The organism is Sphingomonas sp. M6A6_1c, from assembly GCF_053345135.1.
The window spans coordinates 318,272-333,106 of sequence record NZ_JBKEZO010000007.1 but is presented as its reverse complement, the minus strand read 5'-3'; the positions used below and the strand labels follow the sequence as shown (position 1 = coordinate 333,106).

The window sequence follows — 14,835 nt, the reverse complement described above, 5'->3', positions numbered from 1 at the left end:
AACCCGATACCGTCACCCCGGCCTTGCGCCGGGGCCCGCTTCTTCGGACGGCGCGAAAAGAAGCGGGATGCCGGATCAAGGCCGGCATGACGGAAGTGCCGTTGCAATACCGCAACCGATCATCTGCGATAGCCCTGCACCAAGAGGGACGGCTTGCCCTCACCGCAAGCGTGTATTATCATGGCAATACACGTGGAGGAACGAACGATGCAGATGGTCGCGATTGTCATGCTCGGTGCGATGCTTGCCGGCTGTTCGATGAGTGACGGCGACGGTCCCGGCGTCACGCCGACCGGCAGCGGGACGACGCGCAGCTATGCGGTCGCGGACTTCTCCAACATCGATCTGACTGGCAGCGACGAGGTCGAGGTGCGCGCCGGCAAGGCCTTTTCGGTGCGCGCCGAGGGGAAGCCCGAGGATCTCGACACGCTGCGCATCGCCAAGGACGAGGCGACGCTGGAGATCGGGCGCAAGCGGTCGTTCCGCTGGGGGCACGGCGGGAAGGTCACCGTCTACGTGACGCTGCCGCGGCTGGCGCAGGCGAGCGTCACCGGATCGGGGACGATGGCGGTCGATCGCGTGGCGGGCGACGCGTTCAAGGCGGAGGTGACGGGATCGGGCGATCTCAACATCGCCGCACTCACCGCCGATCGTGTCGAGGTCTCGATCGCCGGGACGGGCAACGTCCGCGCCGGCGGCGCGGTCAAGGAGCTGACGGTCGAGGTCGCGGGCACCGGCAGCCTCGATGCCGCTGGGCTGCGCGTCGCGCGTGCCGACGTCTCGGTCAACGGCACCGGCGACGTGCGCGCTGCGGTATCCGGAACCGCCAAGGTGCAGGTCGCCGGGACGGGCGACGTCGACCTCGGCGCGGCGGCGCGCTGCACCGTGTCGAACACGGGCACCGGCTCGGTGCGCTGCGGGCGCTAAACCCTTGCTGCACCGGTGCAGCGGTGCGACGCTCATCGCCATGATCCGTCTGCTCGCGCTGCTGCTGCTCCTGCCCTCCGCGGCGATGGCCGAAGAACGCCGCGTCGCGCTCGGCAGTTTCGAGCGGGTGCGGATCAACGGCGCGTTCGAGGTGACGATCACCAGCGGCTCGCCCGGCGCCACGGTGATCGGCGATCGCGGCGTGATCGGCGACATCGACCTGCACGCCGAGGGCACGACGCTGACCGTCCGCCAGACCAGCACCGGGCGCTGGGGCGAGCAGCGGCAGGCGGCGGCGAAGGTACCGGTGCGCATCCTGCTCGCGACGCCGCGGCTGAGCGGCGTCATGGTGAACGGCGGCAGCAAGGTGGCGGTGGCGCGGCTGATCGGATCGCGCGTCGATCTTGCCGCCGCCGGCACCGGAGCGATCCAGGTCGGGGCGGTGCAGGCGGACCAGCTCTCGGTGCAACTCGCCGGCGACGGCAGGATCGGCCTCGCCGGGCGCGCCACCACGGTGCGGCTGGTCGCGAGCGGCGCGGGCACGATCGATGCGGCGGCGCTGGAGGCGAACGACCTCGACGTGCATCTCGACGGCCCGGGCACGGTGAGCGCCCGCGCGCGCTATACCGCGGTGGTGGCGAGCAGCGGGCTGGGGACGGTCACCGTCACCGGTCGCCCGAAATGCCGGGTCATCGCCGCCGCCGGTGCGCCGGTGACATGCGGAGCGGGGGAATAGCGACGGCTATCGCATATCGCTGATTGCCTCGCCTCTCCTTTCGTCACCCCGCCTTGCGCCGGCGTTCCGCTTGTTTGGAACGGTTGGAAGAAGCGGGACGCCGGATCAAGTCCGCCATGACGGGAGATCCGCGCGCGGCTCAGATGAGCGCCAGTTCCGCTAGCTTGCCGACCAGCCCCGGCGGCATCGCCGCGAGCCCGTCGGTTTCGCCGCCGAGGTCGACCGGCGCGTCCGCCGCCTCGAGATAGCGCCAGCCCTGATGCGCGCGCTTCGGCCGCGCCTGGACCAGCACCAACGCCGGATCGATATGGATCGCGATGCGGCCGCCCTCCGCCTCGCCAAAGCCGAGGATCGCCGAGCGTGCGACCAGTTGATGCTTCAGGATCCAGAACAGCGAGCCCTGGCCGGCGACCTCCTCGTGCCGCTTGGGAAGGTAGCGGGTGGTGAGGAACACGGGCCCGGCGGCGGCGCGCAGGGCAAGGCGTTCGGCGAGATGCTCGACACTGGTCGCGCCGAAGGCCACTTTCGTCAGGTGCAACATGGACGTGCGATGTGGGTCAGGCGTGCAGTCCCCACAAGGTCGCCAGGCCCAGGAACGAGAAGAAGCCCATCGTGTCGGTCAGCGTCGTCACGAACACCGCCGAGGAGACGGCGGGATCGATGTTCATCCGGTCGAGCGTCACCGGCACCAGCACGCCGCCGAGCCCTGCGGTGATGTTGTTGGTGAACATCGCCGCGGCGATGACCAGAGCGAGATCCGAGCGGCCGAAGATCAGGAAGGTGCCGATGCCGATCAGCACGCCGAGCGCGACGCCGTTGGCGGCGGCGATGCGCAATTCGCGGAACACCATCCAGCGCGTGTTGGAATCGGTGAGCTGGTTGGTGGCGATCGCGCGGACGACGACGGCGAGCGTCTGCGTCCCGGCATTGCCGCCCATCCCCGAGACGATCGGCATCAGGATGGCGAGCGTCGCGAACCCGGCGATCGTGCTTTCGAACACGCCGACCACCGACGAGGCGATCATCGCGGTGCCCAGATTGACCACCAGCCACATCAGCCGCGTCCGCACGGTCAGCCGGATCGGTTCGTTGATGTCGCCGTCGCCCGCACCGGAGAGCAACAGGGTATCCTCGCCCGCTTCCTCCTGGATGATGTGGACGATGTCGTCGACGGTGATCATGCCGACGAGGCGATTGGCCGCATCGACCACCGCGGCGCTGATCAACGCATATTTCTGGAAGCGGAGCGCGACCTCTTCCTGGTCCATATCGACCGGGATCAGCGTCTGCTCGCGCTTCATCACGTCGGCGATCGCGATATTGCCCGGGGTGCGCAGGATCCACGACAATTGGCAAGTGCCGACCGGGTGATGGCCGGCATCGACGACGAAGATTTCCCAAAAATCGGTCGTCAGTTCCTCGTGGCCGCGCAGGAATTCGATCGCGTCGCCGACCGTCCAGTGATCGGGCACCGCGATCAACTCGCGCTGCATCAGGCGGCCGGCGGATTCCTCGGGATAGGACAATGCCTCCTCGATCGCGGCGCGATCGTCGGGGTCGAGCGCGCGCAGCACCGCGCGCTGGTCGGCCTCCTCCATGTCCTCGATGATCGCGACGGCGTCGTCGGTATCGAGTTCGGAGGCGAGATCGGCGACCTCGGTCGGCGTCAGCGCGTCGATCAAATCCTCGCGGACGTAATCGTTCATCTCCGCGAAGACGTCGGCGTCGAGCAGGTCCTTGAGCGCCTTGGCGAGCGGCCCGCGATCCTCGTGCGGGGTCAGCTCGAACAGGTCGGCGATGTCGGCGGGATGGAGCGGCTCGACCAAGGCGCGCGCCGCCTCGTCGTCGCCCTCGGCGACCGCGTCGAGCACCGCATCGACGAATTCGGGACGCAGGCGGTCGTCCTCGTCCAGCTCGTCCTGTTCGGGCGCGGGCGCCTCGGGAAGTTCGGTCTCGCTCATCGCTGCCTCCTCCCGGCGTTGTCTGCCCGCGCTCTACCGCGCTGCGGCACGATTGGCCACCCTCACGGATTTGCCCTTCGGCGTCAGCGATACTACCTGCACGTCAACCATAAGAGGACAGACCATGGCCGATACGTACAATACCCTTACGCTGACGCTCGCGGACGGCGACGTCACGATCAAGCTGCGCCCCGATCTCGCGCCCAACCACGTCGCGCGGATCGCCGAGCTGGCGAACGAAGGCTTTTACGACGGCGTCGTCTTCCACCGCGTCATCCCCGGCTTCATGGCGCAGGGCGGCGACCCCACCGGCACCGGCACCAGCGGATCGGACAAGCCGAACCTCAAGCAGGAATTCAGCAAGGAACCGCACGTGCGCGGCGTCTGCTCGATGGCGCGGACCAGCGATCCGAACTCGGCGAACAGCCAGTTCTTCATCGTGTTCGACGACGCGCGCTTCCTCGACAGCCAATATACCGTCTGGGGCGAAGTCACCGACGGCATGGACTTGATCGACGCGCTCCCCAAGGGCGAGCCGCCGCGCGAGCCGGGCAAGATCGTCAAGGCCCGCGCCGAGTAAGCCGCAAACTCCTCCCCGGCACGGGGAGGGGGACCGCGCCGCAGGCGTGGTGGAGGGGGGGCACCGCGGGCGTGCCGTTCGTGCAAGCCCCCCTCCGTCAGCGCTGACGCGCTGCCACCTCCCCGTGCCGGGGAGGAACGGCTTTACACCTCGCCGAGGGTCTGGATCAGCCAGTCGTGGAACATCCGCACCGGGCGCTGGTGCAGCGCGCGCGGGCGGCAGACGAACCAGTAACTGTACGGGCTCTCGACGACGATATCGAACAGCCGCACCAGCCGCGGATCGCGCGCCTCCTGGAAGTGGCTTTCGTGCATGAAGGCGACGCCGAGCCCCTGGGCCGCCGCCTCGAGCATCAGCGCCCCCGAATCGAAATAGTCGATCGCCAGCGGCTCGATGCCGGGATCGACCTTCGCCGCCTCGCGCCAGGCGGTGAAATTGTCCGGCATCTCGCGGTGGATCAGCGCGGTGAGGCGGGAGAGCTGCTCGGGCCGCGTCACCGGGTCGGGCCCGTCGAGCAGCGTCCGGGCGCCGATCACATAGACCGAATTGCGATCGAGCCGCTTGGCATAGAGCGTCGGCTCGATCTCGCGCGACAGGGCGATGACCGCATCCAGCCCCTCGCCGAGGCGGGCGACGCCGTGGCCGGCGGTGTCGATGTCGAGATGCAGTTCCGGATGCGCCGCGCGCAACTCGCCCAGCCGCGGAAACAGCCGTTGCGACGCGAACAGCGGCAGGATGCCGAGCCGCAGCCGCAGCACCTCGACCGTCCCGGTCATCGCCTCGACCGCGTCGGACAGACTGTCGAGCACCGGCGCGATCTGTCCGAGCAGCCGTTCGCCATCCGCGTTCAGCACCATCGCCTGATGCCGGCGTTCGAACAAAGGCCTGTCGATAAAGCGTTCCAGCGACTGGACGCGGCGGCTGAGCGCCGGCGCCGACAAGGCCAATTCGGTCGCTGCGGCCTTGACCGAACCCAGTCGTGCGACCTGTACGAAGGCCTCGATCGCGCCAAGCGGCGGCAGTCTGCGCATGACGATCCTCCCGCATCCGTTTCTGACCTATCGTGCCAGTGAATGCAACTTCTGCAATCGTAATGCATCTTTTCGCACTTGCAACATAAAGCTGCGGACGACAAAAGGGACGGGCCTTTCAGGCATCCTCTCCTAAAACTTTCACGGGCCGGCCCTTCGGGGCTGGCCCTTTTTTTGGTCCGGCGGGCGGTGGCGCAGGCGGAACCGTCTCCCTATCTCGCACGCTCGAAACGGTTTCGAGGATCAACGTGCATGGCCGATAGCGATACCACCACTCGCAAGATCCAGGTGGCGAACAGTCGCCCGGAGGATTCCGGCCGCGGCCTCGCGCATCTGCCGCGCAGTCTGATGGCGGCGTTGGGGGTGGGTGAGGGCGACGTGATCGAAATTGTCGGCAAACAATCGACCCCGGCGCGCGCGGTCGGTCCCTATACCGAGGATGAAGGGATCGAGGTGTTGCGCATCGACGGTCTGCAGCGCGCCAATGCCGGCGTCGGCGCGGGCGATTTCGTCGAGGTGCGCAAGGTCGAATCCAAGCCGGCGACGCGCGTCGTCTTCGCGCCGGCGCAGGCCAATCTGCGGTTGCAGGGCCAGCCGCAGGCGCTCAAGCGCACCTTCTTCGGCCGGCCCCTGTGCCAGGGCGACGTCGTCGCGACCGCGGGGCATCAGCGCGTCGGCAACATGCCGCCGGGCATCCAGCAGTTCATGAACGCGCCAGCTTATGCCTTGCAGGAGATCCGCCTCGCGGTCGTCTCGGCGAGCCCCAAGGGCGTCGTCCATATCGACGAGAATACCGAGATCGAGCTGCGCCCCGAATATGAGGAGCCGACGCAGCGCCGCGCCGACGTCACCTATGACGATATCGGCGGCATGGCGCAGACGATCGACCAGTTGCGCGAAATGGTCGAACTGCCGCTGCGCTACCCCGAATTGTTCCAGCGGCTCGGCGTCGATCCGCCCAAGGGCCTGTTGCTCTACGGTCCGCCGGGCACCGGCAAGACGCGGCTCGCGCGGGCGGTGGCCAATGAATCGGACGCCAGCTTCTTCCTGATCAACGGACCGGAGATCATGGGCTCGGCTTATGGCGAGTCCGAGGGCCGCCTGCGTGAGATCTTCGAGGAGGCGGCCAAGTCGGCGCCGTCGATCGTCTTCATCGACGAGATCGATTCGATCGCCCCCAAGCGCGGCAACGTGCAGGGCGAGGCGGAGAAGCGCGTCGTTGCGCAATTGCTGACGCTGATGGACGGGCTCGAATCGCGCGCCAACCTCGTCGTCATCGCCGCGACCAACCGGCCCGAGGCGATCGACGAGGCGCTGCGCCGGCCGGGCCGCTTCGATCGCGAGATCGTCGTCGGCGTGCCCGACGAACGCGGCCGGCGCGAGATTCTCGGCATCCACACCCGCGGCATGCCGCTGGGTGAGAAGGTCGATCTCGCCGAGCTGGCGCGCACGACCTACGGCTTCGTCGGTGCCGACCTCGCCGCACTGACCCGCGAGGCGGCGATCGAGGCGGTGCGGCGGATCATGCCGAAGCTCAATCTCGAGGAGCGCACCGTGCCGCCCGAGGTGCTGGATACGCTGTCGGTCACGCGCGAGGATTTCCTCGGCGCGCTGAAGCGGGTGCAGCCGTCGGCGATGCGCGAGGTGATGGTCGAGGCGCCGCGCGTGCGTTGGGAGGACGTCGGCGGGCTCGATGCCGCGCAGACCCGGCTCAAGGAGGGCGTCGAACTGCCGCTCAAGGACCCGGATGCGTTCCGGCGGCTCGGCATCCGGCCGGCCAAGGGCTTCCTGCTCTACGGCCCGCCGGGCACCGGCAAGACCTTGCTCGCCAAGGCAGTCGCGCGCGAGGCGGAGGCGAATTTCATCGCCACCAAATCCTCCGATCTGCTGTCGAAATGGTATGGCGAGAGCGAGCAGCAGATCACCCGGCTGTTCCAGCGCGCGCGCCAGGTCGCGCCGTGCGTGATCTTCATCGACGAACTCGATAGTCTGGTGCCGGCGCGTGGCAGTGGTGCGGGCGAGCCGCAGGTCACCGAGCGCGTGGTCAACACCATCCTCGCCGAGATGGACGGGCTGGAGGAACTGCAATCGGTCGTCGTGATCGGTGCGACCAACCGGCCCAATCTGATCGATCCCGCGCTGTTGCGGCCGGGGCGGTTCGACGAACTGGTCTATGTCGGGGTGCCCAATACCGAGGGGCGGCGGCGCATCCTGTCGATCCAGACGCAGAAGATGCCGCTCGCCGGCGACGTCGATCTCGACGTGGTGGCGAAGCGGACGGATCGCTTCACCGGTGCCGATCTGGAGGACGTGGTGCGGCGCGCCGGCCTGGTCGCGCTGCGGCGGTCGCTGCAATCGACCGAGGTGACGATGGCCGATTTCGAGGAGGCGCTGACCGAATCGCGGGCGAGCGTCACGCCCGAGATGGAGAAGGATTACGAGCAGATCGCCTCGCGCCTGAAACAGGATGCGGCGGCGATCCAGCCATTGGGCTTCATCTCGCCGGGGCAGTTGCAGAGCCGCGGCGGCAAGGCGGACGTGTAAGGCCCTCCCCGGAACGGGGAGGTGGCGCCCCGCGAAGCGGTGACGGAGGGGGCTTCCGCAGGCGTTGCGCTGGCGGTGATCCCCCTCCACCACGGCCTGCGGCCGCGGTCCCCCTCCCCGTGCCGGGGAGGAATTAGATCCGCTCCTTCAAACTCGCCCACGCATAGCCGAACAACAGCACCAGCGCCGCCGCCGCGGTCAGATACGGCAGCGGCCGTGCGATCTCGTACAGGCCGACGCCGATCGACGGGCCGAGGACGAAGCTGGCGCCGTTGACGCTGGTCACCTTGCCCGCGACCGATCCCTGCGCCGCCGGCCCGACCGCAAGGCTCGCGCCGGCGGTGAAGCCCGGCCGGGTGAAGCCGAAGCCCAAATTGGCGAGCGCATAGGCGGTGGCGATGCCGTACAGCGACGTCGCCACGCCGGTCAGCGCCACCCCCGCCGCGGCGAGGACCAGCCCGGTGAGCACCAGCCGCCGCGGCGCGAGGCCGAGCAGCGGGATCACCCCCCATTGCACCAGCAGCGCCGCGCCCGCGCCCATCATCAGCACGATGCCGGTCGGCTCCAGCGCCTGATCGGGCGGGATCGCCAGCCGGTCGATCACCAGGAAGCCGATCGCCTGGCTGGTCATCGCCTGTGCATGGCCCATCACCAGCCCGGCGATCATCCAGCCGCGCACGCGGCGGTCGAGATAGCCGACCCGCTCGGCATGCGGCTGGGTCGCGGCGGCGACGCTCGCGCCGGTCGGCGCGCCGCCGATCGACGGATAAGCGGAGGAGGCGCCGTGTTCGCGATGCCCCGCGCGCCGGTCGTCGGGCAGCAGCGCCCGCACCGCGATCCACACGCCGACGCCGAACAGCGCGAAGACGAAGGCGGGGCCGGCAAGCCCGATCACGACCCCGCCGATCGTGCCGAGCAACAGATAGGGTGCGATCGCCGGGCCGAGGATGGTGCCGAGGCCGAACGCGCTCGCCAGCAACGTCAGCGCACGGGTGCGATCCTGCCGGCTGGTCTCGCCGGCGACCAGCGCCTGCACCGCCGGCGGCGCGGCCGAACCGAACGTGCCGTAGATCAATCGACCGCCGATGAAGCAGCCGAACGCCGCGGTGCCGCCGATCCAGCCGTTGATCCCCGCCGCCAGGAACAGCCCACACAGGCCCAGCGACACCGCGAAGCCGCCGACGCCGAGCAGGATCAGCGCGCGATGGCCATGCCGGTCCGACCGGTTCGCCCAGAACGGCGCGGCGATCACCCACAGCAGCGCCGATACCGAGAAGGCGGCGGCCACCGCCCGGTCGGCGACGCCGAGCGACCGGCCGAGCGCCGGCAGGATCGACTGCAACGCGGTATTGCCCGCCGCGATGGTCAGCATGACGAGGAACAGCAACGCGAAATGCGGATCGATCGTGCGCGGGTCCGCCCTCACCGCCGCGTTCTCACGATCGCGTCCAGGCATAAGCGCGCGTCGTCGTCGTCACCGTGACGCGATACCAATCGTACCAGCGCGCGCGGCCCCGTTCGCGGATCGCGACATGGTCGGGATGGTCGCGCCATGCCTGCGCGCTCGCGGTGTCGGCCCAATGGCTGATCGTGATGCCGATTCCATCGGCGTCGCGGACGCTGTCGACGCCGCGATAACCGGGCTGCGCCGCCGCCAGCGCGTCCATCGCTGCGACGGCGGCGTCGTAGCCCGCCGCATCCTCGCCGTTGCGCCGCGATACGAAGATCACCGCGACCTCGCCTTCCACCGCCCGCTGCATCGCCGTTCACCCCCGTTTCGAGCCCATCCGGGTCCGTCCTAGGCCGCCGCGGCGGCGGGGCAAGTGCGGGCCGCTGCGATGAACCGCGTTGCCAAACGCAACCGTGCGTCTTGAAACGCGTTCGGAAAACGTGGCACGGGGTGTCACCCGCGTGTCGACGCGGGCCGATTACGAGAACGACAGGAACACGATGCCCAGTCCGACCACCGCCGCCCGGCGCAATTCCCGTCCAGCCGGCGTGCCGAGTCCGGTCGCGATGTTCTTCCAGGGGTTCCTCAAGCATCCGGTGATGGTCGGTTCGATCATCCCGTCGTCGGACAAACTGATCCGCAAGATGCTCGGCCCCGTCGACTGGAACGCCTGCAAGCTGTTCGTCGAATACGGTCCCGGCGTCGGCACCTTCTGCCGCCCGATCCTCGAGCGGATGGCGCCGGACGCGACGCTGATCGCAATCGACACCAACGCCGATTTCGTCCGCTATCTCGATCATACCATTACCGATTCGCGGTTCGTCGCGGTCGAGGGCTCGGCCGCCGACGTCGAGCAGATCGTCCGAGATCACGGCCACGATCACGCCGATTACGTGCTGTCGGGCCTGCCGTTCTCGACGCTGCCCGCCGGCGTCGGCCCGGCGATCGCCTCGGCGACGCATCGCGTGCTGCGCACCGGCGGCGCGTTCCTCGTCTATCAGTTTTCGCCGAAGGTGAAGGATTTCCTCACCCCACATTTCGATTCAATCGATCACGACATGGAATGGTGGAACGTGCCGCCCGCGCAGCTCTATTGGGCATGGAAGGATTGATCGCGAAACGCCGTATCTGCGAAATTTAGATGCGTTTTCGGATGCGAAACCACTTCCCTTTTATCCGGGGTTAAGTTAGCCCGTCCGTTATGGACGCACCAAAGCTGTCATCTGCCCTGTTCCTGCACGATTCGGCGATCCGCCGGGGCATGGAGCTGATGATCTTCGCCCAATCGCGCTTCGTGCGCAGCGCGGACGACAAGCTCGCCGAGATCGGCCTGGGGCGCGCGCATCATCGCGCGATGTATTTCATCGGCCGCAAGCCCGACATCACCGTCGGCGAGCTGCTCAACCTGCTCGGCGTGACCAAGCAATCGCTCGGCCGGGTGATGAAGGACCTGGTCGATCGCAGCCTCGTCCAGATGCGCCACGGCGATCTCGACCGCCGCCACCGGCTGCTGCGGCTGACCGACACCGGCGAGGCGCTCGAACAGGCGCTGTACGAGGAACAGCGCGAGAAGATGGCGCGCGCTTATTCGCATGCCGGCCAGGAGGCGGTGGCGGGCTATTGGTCGGTGCTCGAAGCGCTGATCCCCGAGGCGTCGCGCGTGCACGTCGACGCGCTCGGGCGCTGAGAGGCAGGAGAGGCGCTCGCCCTATTCGTCGATCCCGAAATTGAGCCCGCGCGACACGCTCGGGTCGACCACCGCGATCATCAGATAGGCGAAGAACTGGCGGATGCGCTGCACCGGGCCGGTATGCGCCTTGTACCACGCCCTGGTGATCGGCTGCGACCGCGCGATCTCCCCCTCGACATAGCCGCGGACATGGTCGGCGAAGGCGCGATCCTCGACGCGGAACATCAGTTCCATGTTGATGAACAGGCTGCGCATATCGAAATTGGCCGAGCCGACGTGCACCGCATCGTCGATCACGTACAATTTGGTGTGCAGCTTGGTCGGCTGATATTCGAAGACCTGCACGCCCTTGCGCAGCAGCCCGGCATAGGTGAACCGCGCGGCGGCGATCGTCGCGGCATTGTCCGACTTGGCGGCGGTGACGATCCGCACCTTGGCCTTGCGCCGCCCCGCCTTGTCGAGCCGGCGCAGGATGGTGGGTGAGGGGGTGAAATAGGCGGCGATGATGTCGATCCGCCGGCCGCGGCGCAGGTCGTCGCGCACCGCGCGCGCCCAGGGCGACAGCCGCCGCGTCGGGCCGCCGATCAGCCAGCGGGTCAGGCCGCGCGTCTCGCTCCAGCGCGACAGCGCCGCGTTGAGGTGGCGCACCTTGCCGCCGGGCTCGCGCACCCAATCGTGCAGCGCGTCGAAATAGCCGGCGAGCCGCCCCGCCGCCGGCCCCTCGACGAGCAGGCCGAGGTCGCGCCACGCGGCGTCGGCGGGGGTGCCGAAATAGTCGTCCTCGACGTTGAAACCGCCGATGATGATCCGCTGCTCGTCGCTGCCCGCGTCGGCAAGCGCGAGCTTCTGGTGGTTGCGCAGCAGATAGCGCCGGCCGAAGCGCGGCGAGAAGCGGCACACCGACACGCCCGCCGCACGCAACGGTGCGTAGAAGGCATCGTCGGTCTCGCTGCCGAAGCCGTCGACGATCAGCGCGGTGGCGACGCCGCGTTTCGCCGCCGCGATCAATGCGGCGTTGACGCGCCGGCCGGTCGCGTCGTCGGCGTAGATATAATAAAGGATGCGCAGATCGGTTTGCGCGCCCTCGATCAGCGCGAGCAAGGCGTCGAGCCGCCGCGGCCCGGTGTCGAGCAGCGTCAACCGGTTGCCGTCGACGGTGAACGTCGGCTGGGGGGCGGGGTCGGCCATCGCCCGTCTGTGGCGATTGCGCCGCCGCCGTACAAGCGCAGCTGCGCATTTCTTGACTTTGCGGACGCACCCGCTTACGCCCCCGCCTTCACTGCATCGGTATTTGCGAAGGAAAGCGTCCATGGCGCGCGTCACTGTCGAGGATTGCGTCGACAAGATCCCCAACCGCTTCGATCTGGTCCTGTTCGCCGCACAGCGCGCGCGACAGATTTCGGGCGGCGCAGAACTGCTGCTCGATCGCGATCGCGACAAGAACCCGGTCGTCGCGCTGCGCGAGATCGCCGACGAGCTGGTCCGTCCGGACAACCTCGAAGAGGCGGTGATCAACAGCCTGCAGCGCGTCCAGATCGACGACGACGACGAGGTCGACGCGGTCGGCTCGCTCTCTGCTTCTGCCGAGGCGCTCCGCCTGACCGCCGCGGCGCCGCCGCGGAACCAGAATCTGGGTGCAGATTACGACGGGTGAACATGAGGCCCCGGTTTAGCCACGCTAAACCGGGATAGGCCGAATGCCGGCCAGCGGGCGCCAAGCCCGACTGACGACGCGGCTTTGCCGCGTCGTTTGCGTTTGGGGGAATGTGCATCCGCGCATCAGTCATCCCGGCGTTCGCCGGGATGACGAGGGTGGGGTCGAGGGACGGCACCGGGCTCGCCGCGGCGAAGCCGCGTCGTCAGTCGTCGCGTGCCGCGACGCTGGCCGGGGCAGGTCCGCGACGCGGACTAGCTGCGCTACTCCGCTGACCTGCCCTTGAACCCCTGCGCGACGACGAACCATTCCACCGAGCCCTTGCGGCTCGCCGGTGGCTTGGCGTGCTTCACCGTGGTGAAATTGCGCTTCATCTCGGCGACGAGCTGCTGGTCCGCGCCGCCGGCGAACACCTTCGAGACGAACGTGCCGCCCTTCTCCAGCACCTCGACCGCGAACGCCAGAGCGGTCTCGACCAGCGCCATCGTGCGCAGCGCATCGGTCTGCGGATGGCCGACGGTGTTCGCCGCCATGTCCGACAGTACCAGATCGGGCGCGCCGCCCAGCGCCTCGATCAATTTGCCCGGCGCGGCATCGTCCATGAAGTCCATCTCGAAGATCGTCACACCGTCGATCGGATCGACCGGCAGCAGGTCGATGCCGACCACTGCCGCCTTGGGCAGGCGGCGCTTGATCACCTGGCTCCAGCCGCCCGGCGCGATGCCGAGATCGACGACGCGCTTCGAACCGCGGATGATGCCGAACCGCTCGTCGAGCTCGATCAGCTTGTACGCGGCGCGACTGCGATAGCCCTCCGCACGCGCGCGCTTGACATAGGGGTCGTTGAGCTGGCGTTCGAGCCAGCGCGTCGATTGCGCGGTGCGGCCGCGCGCCGTCTTCACCCGCGTGCGCAGGCCGCCACCATCCCGGCTCAAGCGATCTTCCTCTTCACGGTCGGGGACTCCCCATCAGACGTCGCAAAATGCCCTCGCGGATGCCGCGATCGGCGATGCCGAGCCGTTCGGCCGGCCAGAGATCGAGGATCGTCTCGAGGATCGCGCAGCCGGCGACGACCAGATCGGCGCGCTCCGACCCGATACAGGCGAGCTGCGCGCGCTCGCGCACCGACTTGCGCGACAGATCGGCGCTGATCCGGCGCATCGCATCGGCGGGCACGATCAGCCCGTCGACCTGCGCGCGGTCGTAATGGCTGAGCCCGAGGTGGACGCTGCCCAGTGTCGTCACCGTGCCGCTGGTGCCGAGCAGGCGCGGCCGCGCCACGTCCTTGGGCAGGCGCGCGGCGAAATCGGCGAAGCTCTCGGCGACGATGCTGCGCATCCGGTCGTAAGCGGCGAGCCGGCCGCTCTCGCCCTCGCCGCCGCCGGCATGTTCGGTCAGCGACACCACGCCCCATGGCGCCGAATGCCAGTCGAGCACGCGCGGCATCGCGCCCGGCGTCGTGTCGATCAGCACCAGCTCGGTCGAGCCGCCGCCGATGTCGAAGATCAGGGCCGGATCGTCGCCCGGCTCGATCAGCGCATGGCAGCCGAGCACGGCGAGCCGCGCCTCCTCCTCGGCGGAGATGATATCGAGGTGGATGCCCGTCTCGGCATAAGCGCGGGCGATGAAGTCGGTGCCGTTGGCGGCGCGGCGGCACGCCTCGGTCGCCACCGAGCGCGCGAGCGTGACGTTGCGGCGCTTCAATTTGTCGGCACAAACGCGCAGCGCCGCGATGGTACGCTCGATCGCGGTGTCGCTGAGCCGCCCGGTCGCGGCAAGGCCTTCGCCGAGTCGCACGATCCGCGAAAAGGCATCGACCACCGCGAAACCGTCGCCCTGCGGGCGCGCGATCAACAGGCGGCAATTGTTGGTGCCGAGGTCCAGCGCGGCGAACGCCTGCGCGTCGGACCAGCGGCCGCGGGGCGGCCGGCTCGGCGCCGGACGGGCAGGGGGCTCCTGCCGGTACGGCATTCGGGCGGATCGATCCCCCATAGCCGTGGTTACTTTCTGTTTTGTACTGCCGTCGCGGGACGATACCCGCTCGGTGCTTGCCCCCTAGGTAGCGCGTGCGGGCGCTTGCGACAAGCGGAGGTGCTTTGCCCCGTTGACAGGCCTGCACCCGCGCCCTAAATGCGCCGCCTGCGATTGCCCGATCCTCTAATGGTAAGAGAGCGGACTCTGACTCCGTCAATCAAGGTTCGAGTCCTTGTCGGGCATCCAGTTTTCGCCACATGTGCGATCTCTCCTCACCGCTGAATCCTG

Annotated in this window: 15 protein-coding genes and 1 tRNA gene; 8 read left to right on the top strand and 8 right to left on the bottom strand. The window is 68.5% G+C overall.

Annotated elements, in window-relative coordinates; translation table 11 throughout:
• The first annotated feature begins 207 nt into the window (after nt 1-207).
• Both ACLBWH_RS16845 and ACLBWH_RS16840 read left to right on the top strand, forming a co-directional pair.
• Entirely contained in the window at nt 208-927 is a 720-nt protein-coding gene (locus tag ACLBWH_RS16845) for a head GIN domain-containing protein (RefSeq protein WP_447799986.1), read from the top strand.
• Between the two features lie 40 nt (nt 928-967).
• The gene (locus ACLBWH_RS16840) at nt 968-1,663 is read left to right on the top strand and encodes a GIN domain-containing protein (RefSeq protein ID WP_447799984.1); all 696 of its coding nucleotides are present in this window, start codon (nt 968-970) and stop codon (nt 1,661-1,663) included.
• 139 nt (nt 1,664-1,802) lie between these two features.
• On the opposite strand, the gene ACLBWH_RS16835 is transcribed toward ACLBWH_RS16840, so the two are convergent.
• Nucleotides 1,803-2,204, bottom strand: a complete 402-nt coding sequence (locus tag ACLBWH_RS16835) for a DUF1489 family protein (protein ID WP_447799982.1) — start codon at nt 2,202-2,204, stop codon at nt 1,803-1,805.
• 16 nt (nt 2,205-2,220) lie between these two features.
• Complete coding sequence (gene mgtE / locus ACLBWH_RS16830; RefSeq protein WP_322848435.1) at nt 2,221-3,624, bottom strand: magnesium transporter; 1,404 nt, start codon at nt 3,622-3,624, stop codon at nt 2,221-2,223.
• Between the two features lie 124 nt (nt 3,625-3,748).
• Between mgtE and ACLBWH_RS16825 the strand changes: the two genes are divergently transcribed.
• Nucleotides 3,749-4,204 carry a peptidylprolyl isomerase gene (locus ACLBWH_RS16825; protein WP_322848436.1) on the top strand — a complete coding sequence of 152 codons (456 nt, stop codon included), beginning with the start codon at nt 3,749-3,751 and terminating at the stop codon, nt 4,202-4,204.
• Between the two features lie 143 nt (nt 4,205-4,347).
• On the opposite strand, the gene ACLBWH_RS16820 is transcribed toward ACLBWH_RS16825, so the two are convergent.
• Nucleotides 4,348-5,235: a LysR substrate-binding domain-containing protein gene (locus ACLBWH_RS16820; protein WP_322848437.1), complete on the bottom strand. Its 888-nt coding sequence runs from the start codon at nt 5,233-5,235 to the stop codon at nt 4,348-4,350.
• 252 nt (nt 5,236-5,487) lie between these two features.
• Between ACLBWH_RS16820 and ACLBWH_RS16815 the strand changes: the two genes are divergently transcribed.
• Nucleotides 5,488-7,779, top strand: coding sequence for a CDC48 family AAA ATPase (locus ACLBWH_RS16815; RefSeq protein ID WP_322848438.1), 2,292 nt, complete (start codon nt 5,488-5,490; stop codon nt 7,777-7,779).
• Nucleotides 7,780-7,912: 133 nt separating this feature from the next.
• Here the strand turns inward: ACLBWH_RS16815 and ACLBWH_RS16810 are convergent, their stop codons facing one another.
• Both ACLBWH_RS16810 and ACLBWH_RS16805 read right to left on the bottom strand, forming a co-directional pair.
• A complete protein-coding gene (locus tag ACLBWH_RS16810) occupies nt 7,913-9,235 on the bottom strand; it encodes an MFS transporter (protein ID WP_416222385.1) in 1,323 nt (440 codons plus the stop codon).
• Nucleotides 9,216-9,539, bottom strand: coding sequence for an antibiotic biosynthesis monooxygenase family protein (locus ACLBWH_RS16805; protein ID WP_447799980.1), 324 nt, complete (start codon nt 9,537-9,539; stop codon nt 9,216-9,218). Before ACLBWH_RS16805 ends, ACLBWH_RS16810 begins: the two co-directional genes overlap by 20 nt.
• Before the next feature lie 190 nt (nt 9,540-9,729).
• On the opposite strand from ACLBWH_RS16805, the gene ACLBWH_RS16800 reads away from it, so the two are divergent.
• Nucleotides 9,730-10,341 (top strand): class I SAM-dependent methyltransferase, encoded by a 612-nt coding sequence (locus ACLBWH_RS16800; protein ID WP_447799978.1) that lies wholly within the window; start codon nt 9,730-9,732, stop codon nt 10,339-10,341.
• A gap of 89 nt (nt 10,342-10,430) precedes the next feature.
• Complete coding sequence (locus ACLBWH_RS16795; RefSeq protein ID WP_322848441.1) at nt 10,431-10,916, top strand: MarR family winged helix-turn-helix transcriptional regulator; 486 nt, start codon at nt 10,431-10,433, stop codon at nt 10,914-10,916.
• A gap of 21 nt (nt 10,917-10,937) precedes the next feature.
• On the opposite strand, the gene ACLBWH_RS16790 is transcribed toward ACLBWH_RS16795, so the two are convergent.
• A complete protein-coding gene (locus ACLBWH_RS16790; protein WP_447799977.1) occupies nt 10,938-12,107 on the bottom strand; it encodes a phospholipase D-like domain-containing protein in 1,170 nt (389 codons plus the stop codon).
• Between the two features lie 121 nt (nt 12,108-12,228).
• On the opposite strand from ACLBWH_RS16790, the gene rpoZ reads away from it, so the two are divergent.
• Nucleotides 12,229-12,573: a DNA-directed RNA polymerase subunit omega gene (rpoZ, locus tag ACLBWH_RS16785; protein WP_038664062.1), complete on the top strand. Its 345-nt coding sequence runs from the start codon at nt 12,229-12,231 to the stop codon at nt 12,571-12,573.
• Nucleotides 12,574-12,836: 263 nt separating this feature from the next.
• Here rpoZ and ACLBWH_RS16780 read toward each other — a convergent pair whose 3' ends face one another.
• Nucleotides 12,837-13,508: an RlmE family RNA methyltransferase gene (locus ACLBWH_RS16780; RefSeq protein WP_322848443.1), complete on the bottom strand. Its 672-nt coding sequence runs from the start codon at nt 13,506-13,508 to the stop codon at nt 12,837-12,839.
• Between the two features lie 13 nt (nt 13,509-13,521).
• The gene (locus ACLBWH_RS16775; protein ID WP_322848444.1) at nt 13,522-14,544 is read right to left on the bottom strand and encodes a Ppx/GppA phosphatase family protein; all 1,023 of its coding nucleotides are present in this window, start codon (nt 14,542-14,544) and stop codon (nt 13,522-13,524) included.
• 175 nt (nt 14,545-14,719) lie between these two features.
• On the opposite strand from ACLBWH_RS16775, the gene ACLBWH_RS16770 reads away from it, so the two are divergent.
• Nucleotides 14,720-14,793 (top strand) — tRNA-Gln (locus tag ACLBWH_RS16770).
• Nucleotides 14,794-14,835: the final 42 nt, after the last annotated feature.

What these genes read in the sequence shown, in the direction of transcription:
- ACLBWH_RS16845 (WP_447799986.1), top strand. Translation starts at nt 208, where the DNA reads ATGCAGATGGTCGCGATTGTCATGCTCGGTGCGATGCTTGCCGGCTGT.
- ACLBWH_RS16840 (WP_447799984.1), top strand. Translation starts at nt 968, where the DNA reads ATGATCCGTCTGCTCGCGCTGCTGCTGCTCCTGCCCTCCGCGGCGATG.
- ACLBWH_RS16835 (WP_447799982.1), bottom strand. Translation starts at nt 2,204, where the DNA reads ATGTTGCACCTGACGAAAGTGGCCTTCGGCGCGACCAGTGTCGAGCAT.
- mgtE (WP_322848435.1), bottom strand. Translation starts at nt 3,624, where the DNA reads ATGAGCGAGACCGAACTTCCCGAGGCGCCCGCGCCCGAACAGGACGAG.
- ACLBWH_RS16825 (WP_322848436.1), top strand. Translation starts at nt 3,749, where the DNA reads ATGGCCGATACGTACAATACCCTTACGCTGACGCTCGCGGACGGCGAC.
- ACLBWH_RS16820 (WP_322848437.1), bottom strand. Translation starts at nt 5,235, where the DNA reads ATGCGCAGACTGCCGCCGCTTGGCGCGATCGAGGCCTTCGTACAGGTC.
- ACLBWH_RS16815 (WP_322848438.1), top strand. Translation starts at nt 5,488, where the DNA reads ATGGCCGATAGCGATACCACCACTCGCAAGATCCAGGTGGCGAACAGT.
- ACLBWH_RS16810 (WP_416222385.1), bottom strand. Translation starts at nt 9,235, where the DNA reads ATGCCTGGACGCGATCGTGAGAACGCGGCGGTGAGGGCGGACCCGCGC.
- ACLBWH_RS16805 (WP_447799980.1), bottom strand. Translation starts at nt 9,539, where the DNA reads ATGCAGCGGGCGGTGGAAGGCGAGGTCGCGGTGATCTTCGTATCGCGG.
- ACLBWH_RS16800 (WP_447799978.1), top strand. Translation starts at nt 9,730, where the DNA reads ATGCCCAGTCCGACCACCGCCGCCCGGCGCAATTCCCGTCCAGCCGGC.
- ACLBWH_RS16795 (WP_322848441.1), top strand. Translation starts at nt 10,431, where the DNA reads ATGGACGCACCAAAGCTGTCATCTGCCCTGTTCCTGCACGATTCGGCG.
- ACLBWH_RS16790 (WP_447799977.1), bottom strand. Translation starts at nt 12,107, where the DNA reads ATGGCCGACCCCGCCCCCCAGCCGACGTTCACCGTCGACGGCAACCGG.
- rpoZ (WP_038664062.1), top strand. Translation starts at nt 12,229, where the DNA reads ATGGCGCGCGTCACTGTCGAGGATTGCGTCGACAAGATCCCCAACCGC.
- ACLBWH_RS16775 (WP_322848444.1), bottom strand. Translation starts at nt 14,544, where the DNA reads ATGCCGTACCGGCAGGAGCCCCCTGCCCGTCCGGCGCCGAGCCGGCCG.